The organism is Marinoscillum sp. MHG1-6 (genome assembly GCF_024714475.1).
In the GTDB taxonomy this organism is placed as follows: domain Bacteria; phylum Bacteroidota; class Bacteroidia; order Cytophagales; family Cyclobacteriaceae; genus JAMZMI01.
Genome location: NZ_JAMZMI010000001.1, coordinates 486,777 through 505,424, shown reverse-complemented (window position 1 = coordinate 505,424; position 18,648 = coordinate 486,777). Strand labels below are relative to the sequence as shown.

The window sequence follows — 18,648 nt, the reverse complement described above, 5'->3', positions numbered from 1 at the left end:
TTTTCTTTAATGTTTATTTTTTGGAAATGCTGGTATTGTATCAAGAAGGCACGGATGCAGTGCACCCGTGCGAATCATTGCTTTTAGAATTTTAGGGTATAAACAATGTTGGGAAGGAATGGCAGCTGTGTAGATTTTTCGATTTCTCCAGTTGCTTCAATGAAGTATTCATTGACGGTTCCCTGATTATTGGTCAGGTTAGTAATATCAATTTTAAATTCACTTGTTCGGTTGGCCTTGTTGCGACGGGTCCCGATCGAAAAGTTGACAAAGAAAATATCATCGCCCTTTTTACCAAAAGGATCTGTTTCATCCCGCACTTCAGTACCGATCCTTCTGCTCTCAGCCACATCTATAGGTGTATATCTTGAACCCCCGATTAATGAGGTTTTGGTGTTTAAAAACAAGACTCTACTTTTTGCAGGATCCCCAATGGCGAATTCCTTACCAGCCAGAACATTGAACACATAGTTACCATCGAATGCCGTTTTACGCTCGATTCCATCTTTCGGGGTGTAAAAAGATTCATATAATGAAAGTGTAGACATGTAATAGAATCCTTTGTTGAAGAATCTTTCTAAAGTAAACTCCGCTCCATAGTTTCTACCCGTTCCTTTATTCTCTAATGGAACATATTCAAAGTAGTCCGTTTCGTTAAGTAGTGAATAAGTACTTCCTGAAACATTTTCTATCGGAACATCATAAAGTTGCTGGTAATAAGTTTCTAGTTTGAAATGGGTATTTGATCCCAATGAGCGATCATATCCAACGACAAAATGGGCGGCCTTGCCAGGTTTTAGGTCTTTGTTTGGCAATATGGTATTTCCAAGACCGTCAGTTGACTTACTGAGATATATCGAGATCGGCTCCAGTTTGCTATGGATTCCAGCTCCGAAATTAACAGACTGTTTTTCATTGATTTGGTATCTGAATCCAAGCCGGGGCTCAAAGCTTTGAGTTTTATTTAGGTCATAATACAGATAATGAAAGCCCGTGATCATGGTCCAGTTTTCATTCATTCGGTATTTCCAGGTGGTAAAAGTCTGAGTAACATTGGCATTTCCATCATCATCCAAAAGGTTTTCCATCATGTCGGTTTCGAAATCCAGCAGGTTAATGACTGCGTCAAAAGTCTGATGACTCAGAATAGCCCCAACTTCAATTTTGTGTTTAGCATTGAATTTATAGTTGAAAGTACTACCCAGGCGCGTCGCTGATTTGGTGATTTTACTATTGTGGTAATTAAAATAGCTAGCATCTCCTTCCGGCAAATCACTTTCTTCATCCAGAATCGTACCGGATGTAGAAACAAAGCTTCTCACAAATGCTTGGTCGTTGATGAAATGTGTGTAGTTGACTCCGAGCACAGCTAGGCCCGCATCCATTTGGCCACGGTAGATTCTCCTGCCCTCATCATCATCCTCCTCTACCGAAATCCCGCTTAGACCTCCAAGCCCAAAGACCGAAATGTAGTTTTTCTTATTGATGGGCAAATCCACTTTGAACGAAGCATCCTGATATTTTGGCACGCCTCCAAAATCCAGAACGCCCATGTCTGAAAGTAATTGAAGGGAAGAATAGCGGTAATTAACGATATATGACCCATTATAATTTTTGGCAAACGGGCCTTCGGCTGTGAAGTCAATTCCGAACACACTTGCTGAAGTAGTATATTCTCTTTGCTCGTTGTTTCCTTTTTTGAATTTCATATCAAAAACTCCGGAAAGAGCATTGCCATATTCGGGAGCAAAGGCTCCCGAGAAAAAATCAGAGTTAGAAAGCATATTGCTATTCAAAGAGTTTACTGGCCCACCAGTGGTTCCCTCATTGGCAAAGTGATTCGGGTTTGGTATTTCGATTCCCTCAAGTTTCCACAAAATGCCTTTGGATGAATTCCCGCGAACCACAATATCGTTGTTTCCTTCCTGATTCCCGGTGACGCCAGCAAAAGCCGATACCATTCTGGCGGGATCACTTATTGCACCGGCGTAGCGTTGGGTTTCTTCTACCGAAAAAGTACGTGCACTGATCATGGCCATTTCATTCAATACTTCGTCCTTACTTTTTTGGGCGGTCACCACAACCTCATCAAGGTCTTCCACAGATTCCTGAATTTCAATATTCAAAATCACCTCCTTAGCAGAAGTAATCAAAATATTGGGAATCACTTTTTGTTCGTAGCCAATGAAGGTAATAAATAGCGATGCACGACCCACTGGCACTTTTTCGATACGAAATGTTCCATTAATATCAGTGATGGCACCAATCAGAGGGTCAGAATCTATTACCTGAACGGTTGCTCCGATCAATGGCATTTGAGTGTCCTGATCGAGAATTGTTCCACGAATTGTTTGGGTAAATTCTTTCGAATAAACAGAAAGGGAAATAAGCAATGTGAATATAGATGTGATTGTTTTCATGTTATTGGATCTTAAGTTTCGCGATGAAATGATTTATTAAAACCAGAAGCCGACTTGATAGCCAAGCCACATTCTCACATTGGTTTTATCAGAGGAACTACTCATGAGATTGTTTCGGCCAATGTCGAAGCCAAATTCTTCGGATTGCTGATCATAAGCTTGAGTGACATAGACATTAAGCGCAGGACCGCCAACCACCGAAATACGTTTGTTAAATTGATAGCCGACATTAAGAGCAAGTCGGTTGAGTAAATTCAAATCCTTTTTGAATGATCCTTTAGTGGAAGTAATTGATCCTCCCATTACTTCGATAGTTCCAAAAATGTCTTCGTTCTTTGCAGACCAAAATCTCGATCCAAAACCAAGGCCCGCAGTCAAAAGCGGATCATGCTGAGTTCGAACACCCCCGTAAAAGATGCCATAAAGATTATCCCCACCAGAGCGGAAGGCGAGTTGTGCCTGGGCTACATCATTAGAGCTTAATTCAAAATGATGAAGTCCCATTTTTACCACATTGATTAGACCTATGCTTAATCCATGCTCGATTGTATCCGCAATGTTGATGATACCAATCTGTATTCCATTTACTGATTTAGCAATATTTAATAAACCGGAAATCTGGACTCCATTCAGCTGTTTTGTTTGATTAATCGCTCCGGCTGCCTGCACACCGGAAGTCAATTCCGAACTATTTAGAAATCCACTTAGTTGAACGCCCTTAAGTGTACGACTTCTGTTGAACGCCCCGGCTGCCTGTAACCCAGTAAATTTTCTATTAACCCAGTTAGCCGTTCCGGCAAATTGGGCATAACCGGCATTTGTTTTCGTAATGTTCAAAACACCTCCAAGTTCCAGACCTTGAAGACCGTAGTTATCTCCGGCAATCCAGCTTAAAGAAAAATGGTAGATATATGGATCCGTCAGTTTTCCAATAGAAAGAGGTGGAATTACGGATATCTGAATTGGTTTTCTTTCAACGGAAATTTCATCAGATACATCTTGTGCCAATAGACCGAAAGAAATCAGGGCGATCAAAGAGAGGAATAATGTCTTTTTCATTTTCAATTTTCTTTTATTCACCTACATGAAAACTGAAAATGGATTTACCCCTATGCGAGTTAAAATTTTCTTTAAAAGCCGATTGCAACTCGGTAACCGATCCAGAGTTTTTGATTGTTGCCTTCGGCCAATGGTCTAGAGCCTAGCCGATCATAAAACTCTTGATTCTGAGGTTGCTTGTTGGTAAAAATGTAATAATGAAGAACCGGACCGGCATTTATTGAAAGGTGCTCGAAAAACTTATAACCGAAAAGTAAAGCCAATCGCTGATCCTGGGTGACTCCACTGATATGTCGCTCTAGCGGAAAAAGCGTGTTAACAGTAGTTTCTGCGCCAAAGTAGTATTTTTCTTTGTTCAGGATTTGGCTGCCAAAACCCATTCCATATCCCCAAAGTGGATTGCTACCACAAGGAGAGATCCCTGCCGATAGGATGGAATAAAATTTATACACCCCTGACTTTAAGTTCAAGTTGTATTGGGTTAGGTCATTGTTTTCCAACTCTAAACGAAGCAAACCAGTTTTACTAATATTCAACACGCCAATCATTACACCTTGATCCGCCTTTTTCGCAATATTCACCATTCCTAACTGGACGCCTTTGAGCTCACCAGCATAGTTAATGCCTCCAGAAACCTGCCAGCCTTCCATTTTATATTTTACATAATTATAGGCGCCTGCAATTTGTACACCTTTTGCTGCCCCGCTGCTGTTCATAGCCCCGCCTATGATTACCCCACTCGCTTCGTTCAAATTGGTATTGGTAGCCCCTGCAATTTGAACACCTTTCACCCTTGATCCTACCAGGTTGGAAGCGCCGGCTATTTGCACTCCTTTTACATCGGCCTTTTCAATGTTCACTGCACCTCCGATTTCCACTCCGCGTAAACTATGCGAATAGCCTGCGACTAAATTGAGGGAAAAATTATTGGCGACCTTTCCGCTCAAAACTCCATTAGTGCCGGCAACTGGCAGTAAAGAAAACTGTACAGGACGTACCTCCTGTAGCGAAATATTTCTGTTGTGCTTTTTTGCTTCCTTATTTTTTAAAAGTTTAAAAAACCTGGAATCGTCATTGGAGTCAGGTTTCGAAGTTTGAGGTCTTAATTCAAGGGTTAATGCATTCTGTTCAAGTTCCGAGATTCGGATAACCGTATCCTGATAGTTTTCTTTGGAAATCGCCAGGACGGTAAACTTGTTGATAGTTGGGGCAGTAATCTCATAGGTTCCGTCCTGCCTTGTTAGGGATGCTGTCAAATGATTCACCTCGTAAACAGAAACATCCGGAATTTCTACTCCTGTTATGGCATCTACCACGCGACCCTTAACGTTCATTGATTTCTTTTCATGCTGAACCGGGAAATGCTGAATGATTAAATAAGAACCACGGATCTTGTATTGAAATCCATCGCCCAAGAGATCATTAAGTATATAACCCATGGTTTTGTCTGAATAGGACTTTGTTATGGGTAATTCGGGTAAAAAATCAGGATTATACGAAAATTTCCAACCCGAAGCTTGCATTAATTCATTGATTGCTGTTTGCGAATCTGTTTCTACAAATTCAATCGAAAGTTTTTGTTCCAATGCCTGTTGGGACATTGCTTTTGAAATGGTAATGAATATTAGCAGGCAGATTAATTGGGTTCGCATCCGTCTCCACTTAAAGTAATTGTCGAGCCTTCTCTTTTGACTTCTAAATTCAACGTCAATGCGATAACATCTAGAATATTGCTAAGCGAATCATTTTCAAAAATCGCACTTAGACTGCAATTAGACAATTCCGGTTTACTCAAAAGGATGTTTTTATTATATGCTCTGGTCAAAGCTTTGACAACATACCGAAGACTTTGACCATTAAATTGAAGTCGATGAGTTCTCCAAAACTCATCCAGCCCTGAAGGATCTGAGTTCTGCATTATTATTTGCTGGGTTGAAGTAAAAAGCGTGGCCTTCTGACCGGGGGTTAATATTTGCTCTTTATCCTTGAAGGCGAAAAGCACTTTACCTCGTGACACCAAAACTGAAACTGTATCCGCGAGCTCTGAACTTTTTATATTAAATGCTGTCCCTAAAACCGTGATCGTGGCTTCTCCAATCGTAATCAGAAATTGCTTATCAGGGTCATGCGAAACATCAAAAAATCCTTCCCCTGTTAGTTTCACCTTTCTTTCATTTGAAAATTCCTCCGGATATTCAAGAGAGGAGTTTCGATTGAGTAGAATTTCAGATCCATCAGACAGTTGTAGGAACTCTGTATTATTCTGCGTTTGAACAAATAAATCTTTTGGAGCATGATTAAGCTGCCGGATAGCAAAGAAAAGTCCCATCACAACCAGAATCGACGCTGCAATTTTGAACCACGGAAAACTCACTGTTATTTCGGTTTCAATCATTTCCTTCTGGCCTTTGATTTTTTCCCACGCAGTGCCCATATCCACCGAAACTTCTGTCAATTCCTTGTTTCCGATTGTTCCAAAATCTTCCCAGAGTAATGAATATTCTAAAAACAGATCGGCATTGTTACTTGATGCATCTCTCCAGGACTCAATTTGATTAGTCTCCTGATCTGTGGATTCACCCGCAAAATATCTTGCCCACTGTTCTTCGGTAATATGTTTTGGTTCCTGATCCATCTCTGCTTTAATATGACAACTTGATTTTATCTTACCCCTATCTCATCATTAGAAAAAATAGAATTGGTAAATAATCGCCTAGTTCTTGTCTCAATATTTTCAACGCTTTACCCATTTGATTTTCTACGGTTTTAAGCGAAATCCCAAGCTCGTTCGCGATTTCCTTATATCTCTTTTCTTCAAACCTGCTTAATTCAAATATTTCCCGACATTTCTCAGGAAGTTGTTTCAGGGCATGCTCCAATTTGAGTTTCAGTTCATCGTATTCCAAAAAATCCTGGATCTCATCATTTGACGCCACATACATTTGATGCTGTGCATAAGTATTTTGCACTTTGACATGTTTCAAATAATTAAGAGCCGCATTACGTACCGCTCCCAATAAATAAGATTTAGCCGAAGTTTGAATTTTTATCTTGTAGCCATCGGCCCAAAGCTTTGCAAACACTTCCTGAACGAGTTCTTCTGAAAGATCCTTGTCTCTGACATATTGAAAAGTAAAAGAGACCAGGGATTGGTAATGTTCTTGAAACAATGCAGATATGACCCGTTCATCGGTTAAGTTCATGAGCTATGATGACAAGATGAGATTCAAAGTTTCATTTAATTAATTTCGTCCCCCCTCAATACTCTAACTCGGCTTCTTGCTTCAGCGCTGAAAAGGCTACCCGGGTGTTTTTTTAGAAAATCGATTAAGACTTTTAATGCTTTTTCATCATCATGTAAATAATCCGCCAGTATGACTCCTTTCTGATATTGAGCATCATCGGCAAGTACATCATCAAAAAAATTGTTAATGATTTGATCCAGATGATCAATGGATTTTTGGAAATTTCCCATTTCCAGATTCAGCTTTGAGAGCTGCCAATGAACCTCATCAACCAAACTATGGTCCGGGTAATTTTGTAACATTTCTACAAATTGATCTATAGCCTGTGACTTCCTATTTTGAAAAACCAATAACTCAATATTGGCGTATTTCTGCATTATGAGATCAGTGGTGTCAAAGACCGTATTGTTTTGTATGAGCAAGCTCAAAGCAATGGCATCATTGGCTATTTCCTTCGTAGTTGCCATTTTTAGAATATCCAAATGATCCTTTGCCAGAGCAAAATTTCCGGTATAATAATTGAGCTTGGCATTTCTCAATTTTGCCTCATATCCCACGGGCGAGGATTTGTCTGACTTTTCAACCTGAGAATAAAGTAATGTGGATTCCCAGGGTTCATTACTCAAAAGGTAAATATCTCCGAGATCCAATTTACTTCTGGAGATTAGGTTAGGAGGTGAGCGTCTATTGGAGACTACAAAATTCAATTTTGAAATCGCAGAATCAATTTCATCCAGATAAAATGCATGTAACAATGCTTTACTTCTAATAGCTTCCAGCGTATACGGATTTGATCCTAATTCATCGTACAATTGCTGATATTCTTCGGACAAGATTCGGATAGCTTGTTTATCTACCGGGTAAGTCTTTTTTACTTTATTCTCTCTAGCCTGGATACTTAACGTTCGAGCCGAAGGGTAATTTCTGCTGTCAGCATAATTCTTTATGACGTACTCAAATATTAGGATTGCCGTATCCCAATCTTCATTTTCCATTGCAATTCGGGCTACACTTAAACACTTTTCACCCGGTTTATTCATTCTTTTATCCATTGCTCTGGCCTGAATAAAAGCTGAGTAAAAATTTTTGCGCTGGATCTCGAGCCAAATGATTAAGTCCGGATACATCATATCTGATGGGTTATCCTGCATCCTTCGGATAAGGGTTTGTTCCAAAAAGTTTTGATCCTGTTCGTCCTGGAGTATACTTTGAAAAAGGTTTTTTACATAAGCGAGACCATGAGTGTTAATGGATGCATAATTAAGATATTCATCCATCATGCTATCACGCATATCTTCAGCACGATAAAGTGCCGCCAATTCCAGCGCATAGGCATATGAGGTTCTGGATATTTCTCTTGCTTCCTTATAGAAGTCAATAGCAAATTCATTTAGCTGTTGATTGGCCATGTATTTAGCCAAATTCGCCAATGCAAAATTGTTATCCCCATATTCCTTACGGAGTTTTTTCAGGTACTTATCCTGCTCATCAGTCTGACTACTTACTTCATATAGTTTGAGTAAACCAACTTGATATTGAGTGTTCGAGGGGAAATACTTTTGTGCAGATTTTATGAGGCTTTCAGCGGATTTATGTTCTTCTGACCTTAACAACAAATCGAGGTAATTACTATAGATCAGAGGAAGAGCAGCTGGATTTTTGTAGAGTTCCTGATAAATCTCCTCTGCCTTTTGCAATTCACCCTTTTGAAAATATTCATTGCCCAACTTTGCCTGATCAACCTGGGCTGTTGCGCAAAAGGTTATTATCATAAGAAAACCCGTGAGAATCTTCATCCTGTCAAATTTCAACTTATACACATAGCTAAGTAAAATAGATTTACTTAAAGAATTGAAATTTTGTTACTGTTATGCTGTGGATATGTGGAAAAGAATATCTTAATTTTTTGTATTATTTCTTTTGTGGATGAAGGGTGAGGTAATAATGAGAAATCCACATGCTATACCTATGTAAGTTTTTGATTATTAGTTGATTATAGAAAACTGTGGATAAGGGAAGAATGACATGTTGGGGAAAATTATTTTATTTTATTGTGAGTGAAACTTGTGAATAGCTGTTAAAAAAAGGGGAGTTATTAGCCTCTCTGGTTTATTGAAGGAGAGATTTGGGATAACTATGGTATTTGTCCACGGATGTCCACTCATTATTAACAGTATATTAGAATGAATATTTGAGCTCCAGGGTCCAGTTAGCTCGTAAAATGGATTTCTCGCTGAATATTATAACATCCTCTGGTTCAATGAGTTCATTGATATTTCCGACTTCCCATTTGCCATTTTGATTATTGTCGATCAGGATGCGGATAAAGTATTCTCCCGGAGGGACATTTTGGAATGCACAGGTAGTACAATTCCATTTGGTAGTGTAAACATTACCTGATTTATTGAGAATTTCAACAAGAAAACTGGGTTCAGAGGTGGAGAGCGAAAGCTTGATTTGACCATAATTTTCTGGTACCGGATATTTATATGAAGATAGTAGTTCTTGGCTACTGTCGTTTTGCACAGAGATGAATGCATTTGGTTTAAACTTCAAGGTGAATGCGGTTTCTGATAGCCTGTTAAGAATACTGTATTGTATAAGTTTTAATGAGTCAATGTTGAGGGTATCGGTTTGATGAAAAGTGTTCCTGTATTTGGTTAATGTGTCGAGGTAGGTTTGATGAGTCAGTGGCAGTCTGAAGGAAAGCTCGGTATGGTTACTATTAAGTTTATTGTCTAGAGGATATAGAGGTATAGAGACGATTGTATCTAGTTCTAAGCTTAGAAATGTACTGTCATAGGTAATGACAGGTTTATTGAATGATATATTGAAGTGGTTATTAATGAGAACAGAACCTTTAGCAGGTTTAACCGAATAATCAAAAGCCTCAGGTTTTCTGGATGACTTTCTAAATTTTACATATACCGTGTCTGTGATATGATTGTTAATACTATCGCGAGCGGTTATAATATAACGTGTGCTATCATCACTGATGATTTCAGATGTATTATAAAATGAAATGGCATCTTTATCCGCATTAAGTTTTGATAAGGATATGATAGATGAATCTTTGTTTAGGGTTGTATAATCCTGAATTGGCTTGTTGTAGCGTACATCGAATGAGAGGCCGGAGGGTCTGGCTGAGATGAATTTTAGTGGTGCTGCATTTACTTTTATTTGAAACAGATTTAAACTATCAGGCTGAGACGATGGAATAATGGTGTCATTGATAAAGGAATACGATTCTGTGGCAGGGTCTAGTTTGAGATTCCTGTTTTCATCGGAGAAGGAAATGATTCTATACTTTCCAGCTTTGAGGTTTTTAAGCTCAAATTTTCCTTGTTTATCTGTGCTAATGAAATAGTATGGAGACTGTGCTACTATGTCAAGTGAATCCGAAAGTTTAAATAATCCGACTGTTGCTTTGTCGATAGGTTTATGGGTGAATAATTCTTTAACAGATCCGATTACTCTTAGGGAGTCAATGTAATTGCCTGTGCTAAGGGCAATGATTAAATTCTCTGCAGGATTGTTTTCAGTAATATCTGTAATACCATCGAAGAAATTAAAAGTATAGGTTGAACTGTCCTGGAATGGCTCGTCAAATTTTAGTGTGATGGATCTCTTTTTAATAATGTGTTTGTACTTAACATCCGTATTGGGAGTAATGATAAGCTGTTGAGTGAGTTTGTCTGCCTTGATGAATTCATCAAAATACAAAGTGATTTCTTGACCTTGAAAATTGATGGTTTGATCTTCAGGAATCGATAGTAGTAGTTTGGGAGGAATAGTATCTCTTGGTCCGCCTGTAGGTGTTCTGGTGTTTGCACAGTTTTGAAGAAGAACTTCAGAAAGAAGGATGGATAGTAGAAGTACTATAAATTTTTTCATTTGCTTAGGACATAGAGATACATAGAATGGTCAGCTGTATCTGATTTTGCAAGTTTATTGGATTGTCGCGTTTTTTCAATGAGTCGTTTAACACTGATTTTTTCTTTAAGTACCAATTGCTGGATAAAGTGTAAATAGCGGCCATAAGTTGTAATGGGTATGGCATCGATCAGATTTAACTTATTAGCCTTCAGAAAGATTGAAAATGCTTGTTGATTGAAGTGATACTGAGTTCGGGGAACATCATAACCGGGCCAGGATTGTTGTGAGTGTTTAGCCTCTATGGATTGATAGTTAGGTAAGGATATAAATAGATACCCTTCTGGGTTTAATTTTTTGCGCAAAAGTTTTATCACTCTTTTGACGTCATATATTCTTTGAAGAGTATTCAGGCACAGGATACTCGAATAGGTTTGTGTTTTGTCTTTAGATAGCGAGTCCAGAAATGTATCCTGATTGTTTATATCAAATGGTTGAGAAGTTACATTCCAGCCTTTGTTACTAAGAAATCTGGAATAGGAAAGATGATGATTTGAGAGATCAAGAATATTGGTGGGTTGCGAATAATTGAATACTGATTTTAGCTGTTCTTTATAAAACGAGAAATAGAGATGCTTATACGTTTGTCTGACCAGGAAAGGTTGATTCCCCATGTCCAATGAAAATTGATAGTCTTTTAAATGGTCTGGTGAGACCCTCGGGTTCGTAAAAACAAGTTGACATTTGGTGCACCTTACCAGGGCAAAGCTTTCCTCACTAGCTAAAAGATCTTTACAAATGAGGAAATTATTGAACTGGGTATGCTTACAGGAAGGACATTGTTCGAGCTTCTCGTACATACTATTTGTTCATGTAGACCATTAATATGGAAACGTCAGACGGAGAAACTCCACTTATTCTTGAAGCTTGTCCCAGAGTAGTTGGTTTTATTTTGAGTAGTTTTTCCCTCGCTTCAGAAGAGATAGAGGATATTTGATTGTAGTCAAAATCCGGATTGATTTTTTGATTCTCGAGATTCATCAACTTTTCAGAGTTTTCTCGCTCTCTCTGAATATAGGTTTCATATTTAATCTGTATTTCTGCCTGTTGCCTTATTTCTGCGTCATACTTATGAATGAATGATTCATCTTCTGTCAGATTTAATACCGTGTTGATGTCTAAATCTGGGCGTTTAAGAATTTGATAGAGAGAACTTTTGTCTTTTACCGGAGCGGAATCAAGTGCTTCGAGTTTAGGGTTGAGTTCTTGTTGCTTGTATTTTTTCTGTTTCAGGTCATTAATGAGTTTGCTGGTTTCATGCATTTTGGTCATAGTGAGATTATAGCGCTCTTCCGTGGCAAGACCCATTTTGTGGGAAAGTGGTGTCAGTCTTAAATCGGCATTGTCTTGTCGGAGCAATAGGCGAAACTCAGCGCGTGAGGTGAACATTCGGTAAGGCTCCTGTGTACCCTTATTAATTAAATCATCAATAAGTACACCTATGTAAGCTTCTGATCTCTTAAGTATCAATGGATCTCGTTGATGAACTTTAAGGTGAGCGTTGATTCCGGCCATTAAACCTTGACAAGCTGCTTCTTCATAACCTGTAGTGCCGTTGATTTGTCCTGCAAAATAGAGATTATCTATAAGCTTGGTTTCCAGGGTTTGCCCCAATTGCGTGGGAGGAAAGAAATCATATTCGATCGCATATCCGGGACGAAACATTTTGGCATTTTCAAATCCTGGAATTTGCTTCAAGGCTGTATATTGAACATCCTCAGGTAGTGAGGTAGAGAACCCGTTAACATATACTTCTACAGTGTCCCAACCCTCTGGTTCGACAAAGATCTGATGTCTGTCTCGTTCTGCGAAACGGTTGATTTTGTCTTCTATAGATGGGCAGTATCTTGGTCCTAAACCTTTTATGCGTCCATTAAACATGGGTGAACGGTCAAAACCCGTTTGAAGAGTTTCATGAACCTGGTTATTGGTATAGGTAATAAAGCAACTTCTTTGTTTACTTAAAGTGGACGTTGAGGGAAGGTAAGAGAATTTGGAAGGAATTTCATCTCCTTGCTGTTCCTCCATTGCTTCATAGTTGAGTGAACGACCATCTACTCGGGGAGGCGTACCGGTTTTCATACGGCCGGCTTCAAAGCCTAATTCAATGAGTTGTTCGGTAATACCTGTTGCTGATCTTTCACCTGAGCGACCGCCACCAAACCTTTTCTCTCCAATATGTATCAGACCATTAAGAAAAGTTCCGTTCGTTAAAATGACTGCTTTGCCAGGTATTTCTATTCCGAGACTAGTTTGAACCCCTTTTACCTGGCCATTTTTTACAATTAGCCCGGTAACCATTTCTTGCCAGAAGTCGAGGTTTAGGGTGTTTTCCAAAGCCATTCTCCACTCCTCAGCAAACCTCATTCGATCTGATTGTGCACGCGGACTCCACATAGCAGGACCTTTACTGCGATTGAGCATACGAAATTGGATCATGCTCTTATCAGTGATGATACCGGAATATCCACCAAGGGCATCAATTTCTCGAACAATTTGCCCCTTGGCCAAACCTCCCATTGCGGGATTACATGACATTTGGGCTATTGTGTTCATGTTCATGGTAGCCAATAATACCTTGGAACCCATGTTGGCTGCGGCCGCCGCTGCTTCACAACCAGCATGCCCCGCTCCTACTACTATAACGTCGTACTCTGGAAACATAAAATTGTTTTGTCGAAGTGTTTCACGTGGAACATTAATGATCAGCCAATCAAAAAAGTTTCACGTGGAACATTAATCTGACAGCAAAGATATACACGCCTCTTCTTTTTGTCTCATTACTTTCTGCTCGTCTGGTGTTTTGTCCCCATATCCAAGCAAATGCAATACACCGTGAGCCATGACTCGATGTAACTCATTTTGAATAGGAACATTGAATTCCGATGCGTTGTCGGTGACACGATCAATACTTATGAAAATATCTCCAAGTATTTCAGCGTCGGAGTCGAGAGAATTATCAAAGGTGATGATATCCGTATAATAATCGTGATTGAGGTATTCCCTGTTTATGTTGAGTAAATAGTCATCTGAGCAAAAGATGTAAGTAAGTTGACCAATAGTGGAATTCTCTTGTTTGGCAATGGTATTTAGCCATTCAATAATGCGGGCCTCGTTTTCTAAAAGGAATTCTGTTTCCTCGGACAGGAATTCAATGTCGGACATATTTAGATATAAAAGCAGAGTTCCACTTCCCTTCCTTCATCATTGAAGGCTACTTCGTCACATAGGTTTTTCATGAGAAAGATCCCTCTTCCGCCAGGCTTATCAAGGTTTTCCGGCGCAGTTGGGTCGGGAAGGTTATTATAGTCAAAACCTGTGCCTTCATCACGAATAACGAACCTAATAGCATCGGTGTCCAAAAGCAGACGTAAAATGACATTTTTGGTAGAGTTATTTTTATTACCATGTTGAATGGCATTGTTAACAGACTCAGTAACTGCGATCATAATATTGCCATAGATGTCATCATCGAGTGAATACTGATCCTTAGCGTTGTCAATAAAACTTTCTACAATCCTGATGTTTTCACTAATGGATGGAATTTGAATCTGCATGCTGTCCATTATTTCTCTTGTGCTCTTAATCTTTTGAAATACTCGTTTACTTCCCGTTTGTAAAATGGATTTAAATCTAATGGAATTGTGTTTAATAATTCTATCTCACTTTTCCGGGCTTTTAGATATTCTTCAAATGCTGGAGGATATGGTCGCGCATGTTCCTGTGCTCGTTCTGCTTCCCGCTCTTCTTCCATTTCCTGCTCTTTGCTGGCTTTTTCAATTTCAAGCATTCGTGTATTAATTTCCTTTTGTCTGTTGATCAGATTCTGTGTGAGACGTTTATTAACTAAATCTGTTTCATTTTCTTCCATTTTTTCGATGGCTTCCTTTAAGGTCTGGCTGGTGCCGGATTTTTCACCTCCTGGATTTTGACCATCAAGTTTACTTTTTAGGTCTTCCAACTCTTTGCGGATTCTAGCTTGTTCAGAAGCCAGTCTCGCTAACTCTTCAGACAAATCTCTCCCTGACTTTCCACTCTGTTGCAATTCTTGTATCTGTTGACTTAATTGTTTTTGGAGTTCACTTATACTTGGGGATGACGATTGAGCTTCCTTTTGCTTATTTCCCTGTGAACCACTCGATTCTGAAAGGGCCATCTGCATATTTTGAAGAAGGTTATCGAGAAGCAATGCCAGGTTGTTCATAGAAGTCATTGCGAATTGTTGATGGCTGGTAGCTTTTCCGATGCTCCTTTCTTTTATAGCCAAAAAGGCTTGATCAAGACTGTGGTTAATCTGATCAATTTCTCGAGTAATAAAATTGCTCATTTGGGCAACTCGCTTAGCTAATGATATCAAACTGTCTTGTATCACTTTAGAATTTTCCACGAGCTGAAGCTGATCCTGTGAAAGTTTGATAAACCTAGGATCTGTTTGTACCACACCTCTGAATTCATGAATTATGCGTTCTTGTTCAAAAGAAATTTTTATCAAATTGTCTAAAATGTCTTCTAGATTTTTAATGTTTTCAGAGAGCATTTGCATTTCCATGCCTGCTTGCATATCGCGCATACCCTGAGCCATTTCCTGCATTTGATCACTTGCCTCTTGCTGTTTTTTTCTGGTTTTCTCTTTTGGCTCGGACGACATTTGCTGTGTCATTTCTTCGAGCTTTTGGGAGAGCTCCTTTTGTTGTTGTTGCTGATCAGTAATGTCTCCGCCATCTTCTAATTCTTCGTTGAGCCCAGAAATTTCTTCCAGGTCTTTTGAAATCTCTTCAAAATCCTGATTTAGTGCTTCTTGTTCTGAAAGCTGCTCTTCTTCTGTTTGTTTATCTCCGTTTTCCGATAGTTTTTGTTGTCGATCACTCAGTTGATCTAATTTATTGGCCACAGATTCCATTTTTGAATCTCTCTGTAGCTTTTTAAATAATTCCAGTGCCCTTTCCAGCTCCTTTTCCAGATTTTTCTCTTTTCTATTGATTTCTGATAGTTGATTATTCAATGGGTCAGCCTTCTTCTGTTCTGCGAGCAGTTTCTGGAGCTCTTCATACAACTCCCTGGTTTCATCGTCCAATAGCTCCCTTAACAATTTGTTAAGATCTTCAGATTTTTCCTTGAGTGATTGGCTCTTTTCCCCAAACTCTTCCTGAGTTTTCATCAGCTCCTCGTATTTATCTTTTAAGTCTTGAATGGATTTCTCCAGATTCTTTTTCTCATCAAGAACTTTCTGAGCCAATTTTTCTTCCTGCCACCCTATTTCTGATTTGCTTTTAAGTCGGTTTTCAAGATCTTCAAGTTTATTGTTCAGCGATTTTGAACGCTGTTCAGCTTTTTCCAAATCACTTTGTGTTTTACTAAATGATTTTGATACTAGTTCTTCTTTCTTTTTTTGAGTGATTGGCTTGAAATAGAAATGTTGTGATTCAGTAGACTTGGGCCCATAAATGGCATCATTATCATAAATGGTAAGCCATAATTCAAATGATTCTCCTTTTTGTTGATTTGGGGAGACCCATATCTCGGAAAAATTTTGAATAAGCTGAGTTTTATTAATATTTATACGCTTTGAGGAAATTTGATTTCCCGGAATTGTCTTTTGTTTAAGAATAAGTTTTTGGAATCCATAGTCATCCTTGATTTGGCCTGTGATGAGGACAGACCCGTACAACGTAGTGTCCGATATAAATTTAACAGCTATTTCAGGTGAATCATCTTTGATTACATCAATATTGAATGATATGGGGCTTGAGTTTTCAGAATATGAATTTTGTAGTTTCAATTCATACTGGATTTTTTGATAGATCGTCTTTTCAAAGAGGAAAACACCAGCCTGACTTTGTTGCATTTGACTGATTTGTCCGTCAAAACTAATAGCAGCGGAGTCGGTATTACGTGTGTTCAGTTGCCAGCTTAATTTAGTTCCTTGTGGAACAATGGCTTGTCCAGTATTTATTTGCTTTACATCTTCAAGCCCAGTGTATGCAGGATAGTCAATAAAAAGAGTGAAATTCAGCAATTCAGGACGGTGAAGTACTTTGATCTCTCGCATATCTGAATAAAACCCTGCAGCAGATAATCGGAACGAAATTGATTCCTGCAAATTGGTGAATGTATGCTTAAATGTATTGCTATTCTTTTCTCTAGTAAGTTTGATCTTCCTTGAATCAGGGATGTCTAAATGAACGTCTTCAGGGATGTAATCTCCTAATATACTGACACTTAGCTCGTAATCCTCATTTTTAAATGCATTGAAAGTTTTGTTTTCGAAGACAAATTCAAAAGGGGCTGGTTTTACGAACTCTTTCCTAAAATGAGTTATCCTTTCTGTACTGGTCCATATGCTTTGAGGGAACATCAAAAACCCAACAATTAAAGTGGCCATAATGGCAATAGCCATGAGTCCGTATTTTTTATTCGACCGAAAATCGATAGCCTGACTAAAATTTATGGGTAACAGGCCTGCTTCGCGCTGAGTAATTGATGCAGAGATTAATTGACGATTCTGCTTTTCGTCTCGTTGCAATTCGAGATAATTCGTAAGTTGATCTTTTATTTCAGGAAATAACCGCCCGATTTCACGTGAAACAGTCTCGTCCGGAAGTGGATTTCTAATTTTCAATAGTCCCAAAATGGGTCTCAAGGAAAAAATGGTGAAGGGGATGATGAAAGACAGCAGGAGTATTAAGAAAATTATTGTCCGCGTATTCTTTCCAAACCAAAAAACAGTTTCCAGAGAATTGAATATCAAGAAGCAGGCAATACCGACCGATATTGTAATTAATCCGCCTCGAATCAGCTCTTTGGTAAAGTGCTTCTTACGATAATGTTCGATTTTAATTTTGATGGATTGAGACATAGGGTCAATAAGATCAAACGTTCAACTGAAGTTCTCGTTCGAAATATTCAATCGCGTTCATTTTTATCAGCTTTTCCTGATCCATTAGACTCAAACTTGGAATATTATTGCTTTTTTTCCAATGAGGCCAGCCTTCTTCATCCAATCCTTCAAGCTCATAAAAGCCGGAATAGGATAGTATTTTGCATGTTGCGATATGCATAAGGTCTTGTTTTTCTTCTTTCGAAAAATTACGAATGCCTTTTCCCAGTTCCTGCACACCAATTAAAAACAACACCGCATTCAGATCTTTCGGTTTTTTATCCAAAAGTTCTTCCAGGAGTCGCAGAAGCTTTTGCCACTTAATTTCTAAATCAAGATCTTTTTTATATGCCACTTAACGATTTGTGTTTAATTTAAATGCAACATGAAAGCTATACCTTTTAAGGAAATATATGGGGATTTTCTATCGCTCATCTTTCCAAACATATGCCTCAATTGCAAAAGAACATTAATTCGAGGAGAAGAAGTTCTTTGTATGCACTGTAGATGGAATTTACCTGAAACACGGTATCATGAAATAGCCTACAATCCACTAATGGAAAAGTTTTCTTTTGAGCCGAAAGTTGATTTTGTCTATGCCTATCTGCATTATAACCGTAAGGGCATAGCCAAAAGATTAATTCACACCCTGAAATATGGCAATTCTGCTCAGATTGGAACAGTAATGGGCTTATGGTATGGTTCGAAACTAAAGGATGCCTCCATAGAGGCAGATATGCTCCTTCCTGTTCCAATTCACAGAAAACGATTAAGAGAAAGAGGCTATAATCAGAGTGAGAAAATAGCAGAAGGTCTGTCCATTCAATTGAACATTCCGGTTCGAATGGATCTTATTAAACGCAACATCTATACAAAATCACAAACTACCAGTGGTAAAGTTGATCGCTGGTTCAATATGGATTCGGTTTTTGAAGTGACTGATCCATCTTTTGTTCGTGGTAAAAAAATTGTAATCGTTGATGATGTACTTACAACTGGAGCTACGGTAGGAATGATCATTGACATACTTGTGAAATCGGGTGCGGCTTCCATTGCTGTCATTTGCCTGGCGGCTGGAAAATAAAAAAGGCCTCATCTTGAGGCCTTTTTCTTA

The 18,648-nt window shown here is 38.7% G+C and carries 14 protein-coding genes; 1 reads left to right on the top strand and 13 read right to left on the bottom strand.

Annotated elements, in window-relative coordinates:
* Positions 1-83: 83 nt before the first annotated feature.
* The 13 genes from NXR94_RS02245 to NXR94_RS02185 form a co-directional block, all read right to left on the bottom strand.
* On the bottom strand, positions 84-2,420 hold the full coding sequence (locus NXR94_RS02245; RefSeq protein WP_258102935.1) for a TonB-dependent receptor: 2,337 nt from the start codon (positions 2,418-2,420) through the stop codon (positions 84-86).
* A 36-nt stretch (positions 2,421-2,456) separates the two neighbouring features.
* Positions 2,457-3,479: a hypothetical protein gene (locus NXR94_RS02240; RefSeq protein ID WP_258102934.1), complete on the bottom strand. Its 1,023-nt coding sequence runs from the start codon at positions 3,477-3,479 to the stop codon at positions 2,457-2,459.
* Positions 3,480-3,550: 71 nt separating this feature from the next.
* Positions 3,551-5,131: a hypothetical protein gene (locus NXR94_RS02235; protein ID WP_258102933.1), complete on the bottom strand. Its 1,581-nt coding sequence runs from the start codon at positions 5,129-5,131 to the stop codon at positions 3,551-3,553.
* Positions 5,116-6,114 carry a FecR family protein gene (locus NXR94_RS02230; protein ID WP_258102932.1) on the bottom strand — a complete coding sequence of 333 codons (999 nt, stop codon included), beginning with the start codon at positions 6,112-6,114 and terminating at the stop codon, positions 5,116-5,118. Before NXR94_RS02230 ends, NXR94_RS02235 begins: the two co-directional genes overlap by 16 nt.
* 37 nt (positions 6,115-6,151) lie before the next feature.
* Entirely contained in the window at positions 6,152-6,682 is a 531-nt protein-coding gene (locus NXR94_RS02225; protein WP_258102931.1) for an RNA polymerase sigma-70 factor, read from the bottom strand.
* 35 nt (positions 6,683-6,717) lie between these two features.
* Positions 6,718-8,520 (bottom strand): tetratricopeptide repeat protein, encoded by a 1,803-nt coding sequence (locus NXR94_RS02220; RefSeq protein WP_258102930.1) that lies wholly within the window; start codon positions 8,518-8,520, stop codon positions 6,718-6,720.
* Positions 8,521-8,902: 382 nt separating this feature from the next.
* Complete coding sequence (locus tag NXR94_RS02215; protein WP_258102929.1) at positions 8,903-10,618, bottom strand: Ig-like domain-containing protein; 1,716 nt, start codon at positions 10,616-10,618, stop codon at positions 8,903-8,905.
* Entirely contained in the window at positions 10,615-11,457 is an 843-nt protein-coding gene (locus NXR94_RS02210) for a methyltransferase domain-containing protein (protein ID WP_258102928.1), read from the bottom strand. The genes NXR94_RS02215 and NXR94_RS02210 overlap by 4 nt, the downstream gene beginning before the upstream one ends.
* A gap of 1 nt (position 11,458) precedes the next feature.
* Positions 11,459-13,321, bottom strand: a complete 1,863-nt coding sequence (gene mnmG, locus NXR94_RS02205) for a tRNA uridine-5-carboxymethylaminomethyl(34) synthesis enzyme MnmG (RefSeq protein WP_258102927.1) — start codon at positions 13,319-13,321, stop codon at positions 11,459-11,461.
* A 72-nt stretch (positions 13,322-13,393) separates the two neighbouring features.
* Positions 13,394-13,822 carry an rRNA maturation RNase YbeY gene (gene ybeY / locus NXR94_RS02200; RefSeq protein WP_258102926.1) on the bottom strand — a complete coding sequence of 143 codons (429 nt, stop codon included), beginning with the start codon at positions 13,820-13,822 and terminating at the stop codon, positions 13,394-13,396.
* A 2-nt stretch (positions 13,823-13,824) separates the two neighbouring features.
* The gene (locus tag NXR94_RS02195; RefSeq protein WP_258102925.1) at positions 13,825-14,223 is read right to left on the bottom strand and encodes an ATP-binding protein; all 399 of its coding nucleotides are present in this window, start codon (positions 14,221-14,223) and stop codon (positions 13,825-13,827) included.
* Positions 14,223-17,513: a DUF4175 family protein gene (locus NXR94_RS02190; RefSeq protein WP_258102924.1), complete on the bottom strand. Its 3,291-nt coding sequence runs from the start codon at positions 17,511-17,513 to the stop codon at positions 14,223-14,225. The genes NXR94_RS02195 and NXR94_RS02190 overlap by 1 nt, the downstream gene beginning before the upstream one ends.
* A gap of 13 nt (positions 17,514-17,526) precedes the next feature.
* On the bottom strand, positions 17,527-17,889 hold the full coding sequence (locus tag NXR94_RS02185) for a hypothetical protein (RefSeq protein ID WP_258102923.1): 363 nt from the start codon (positions 17,887-17,889) through the stop codon (positions 17,527-17,529).
* Positions 17,890-17,919: 30 nt separating this feature from the next.
* Between NXR94_RS02185 and NXR94_RS02180 the strand changes: the two genes are divergently transcribed.
* Positions 17,920-18,618, top strand: coding sequence for a ComF family protein (locus NXR94_RS02180; protein ID WP_258102922.1), 699 nt, complete (start codon positions 17,920-17,922; stop codon positions 18,616-18,618).
* Positions 18,619-18,648: the final 30 nt, after the last annotated feature.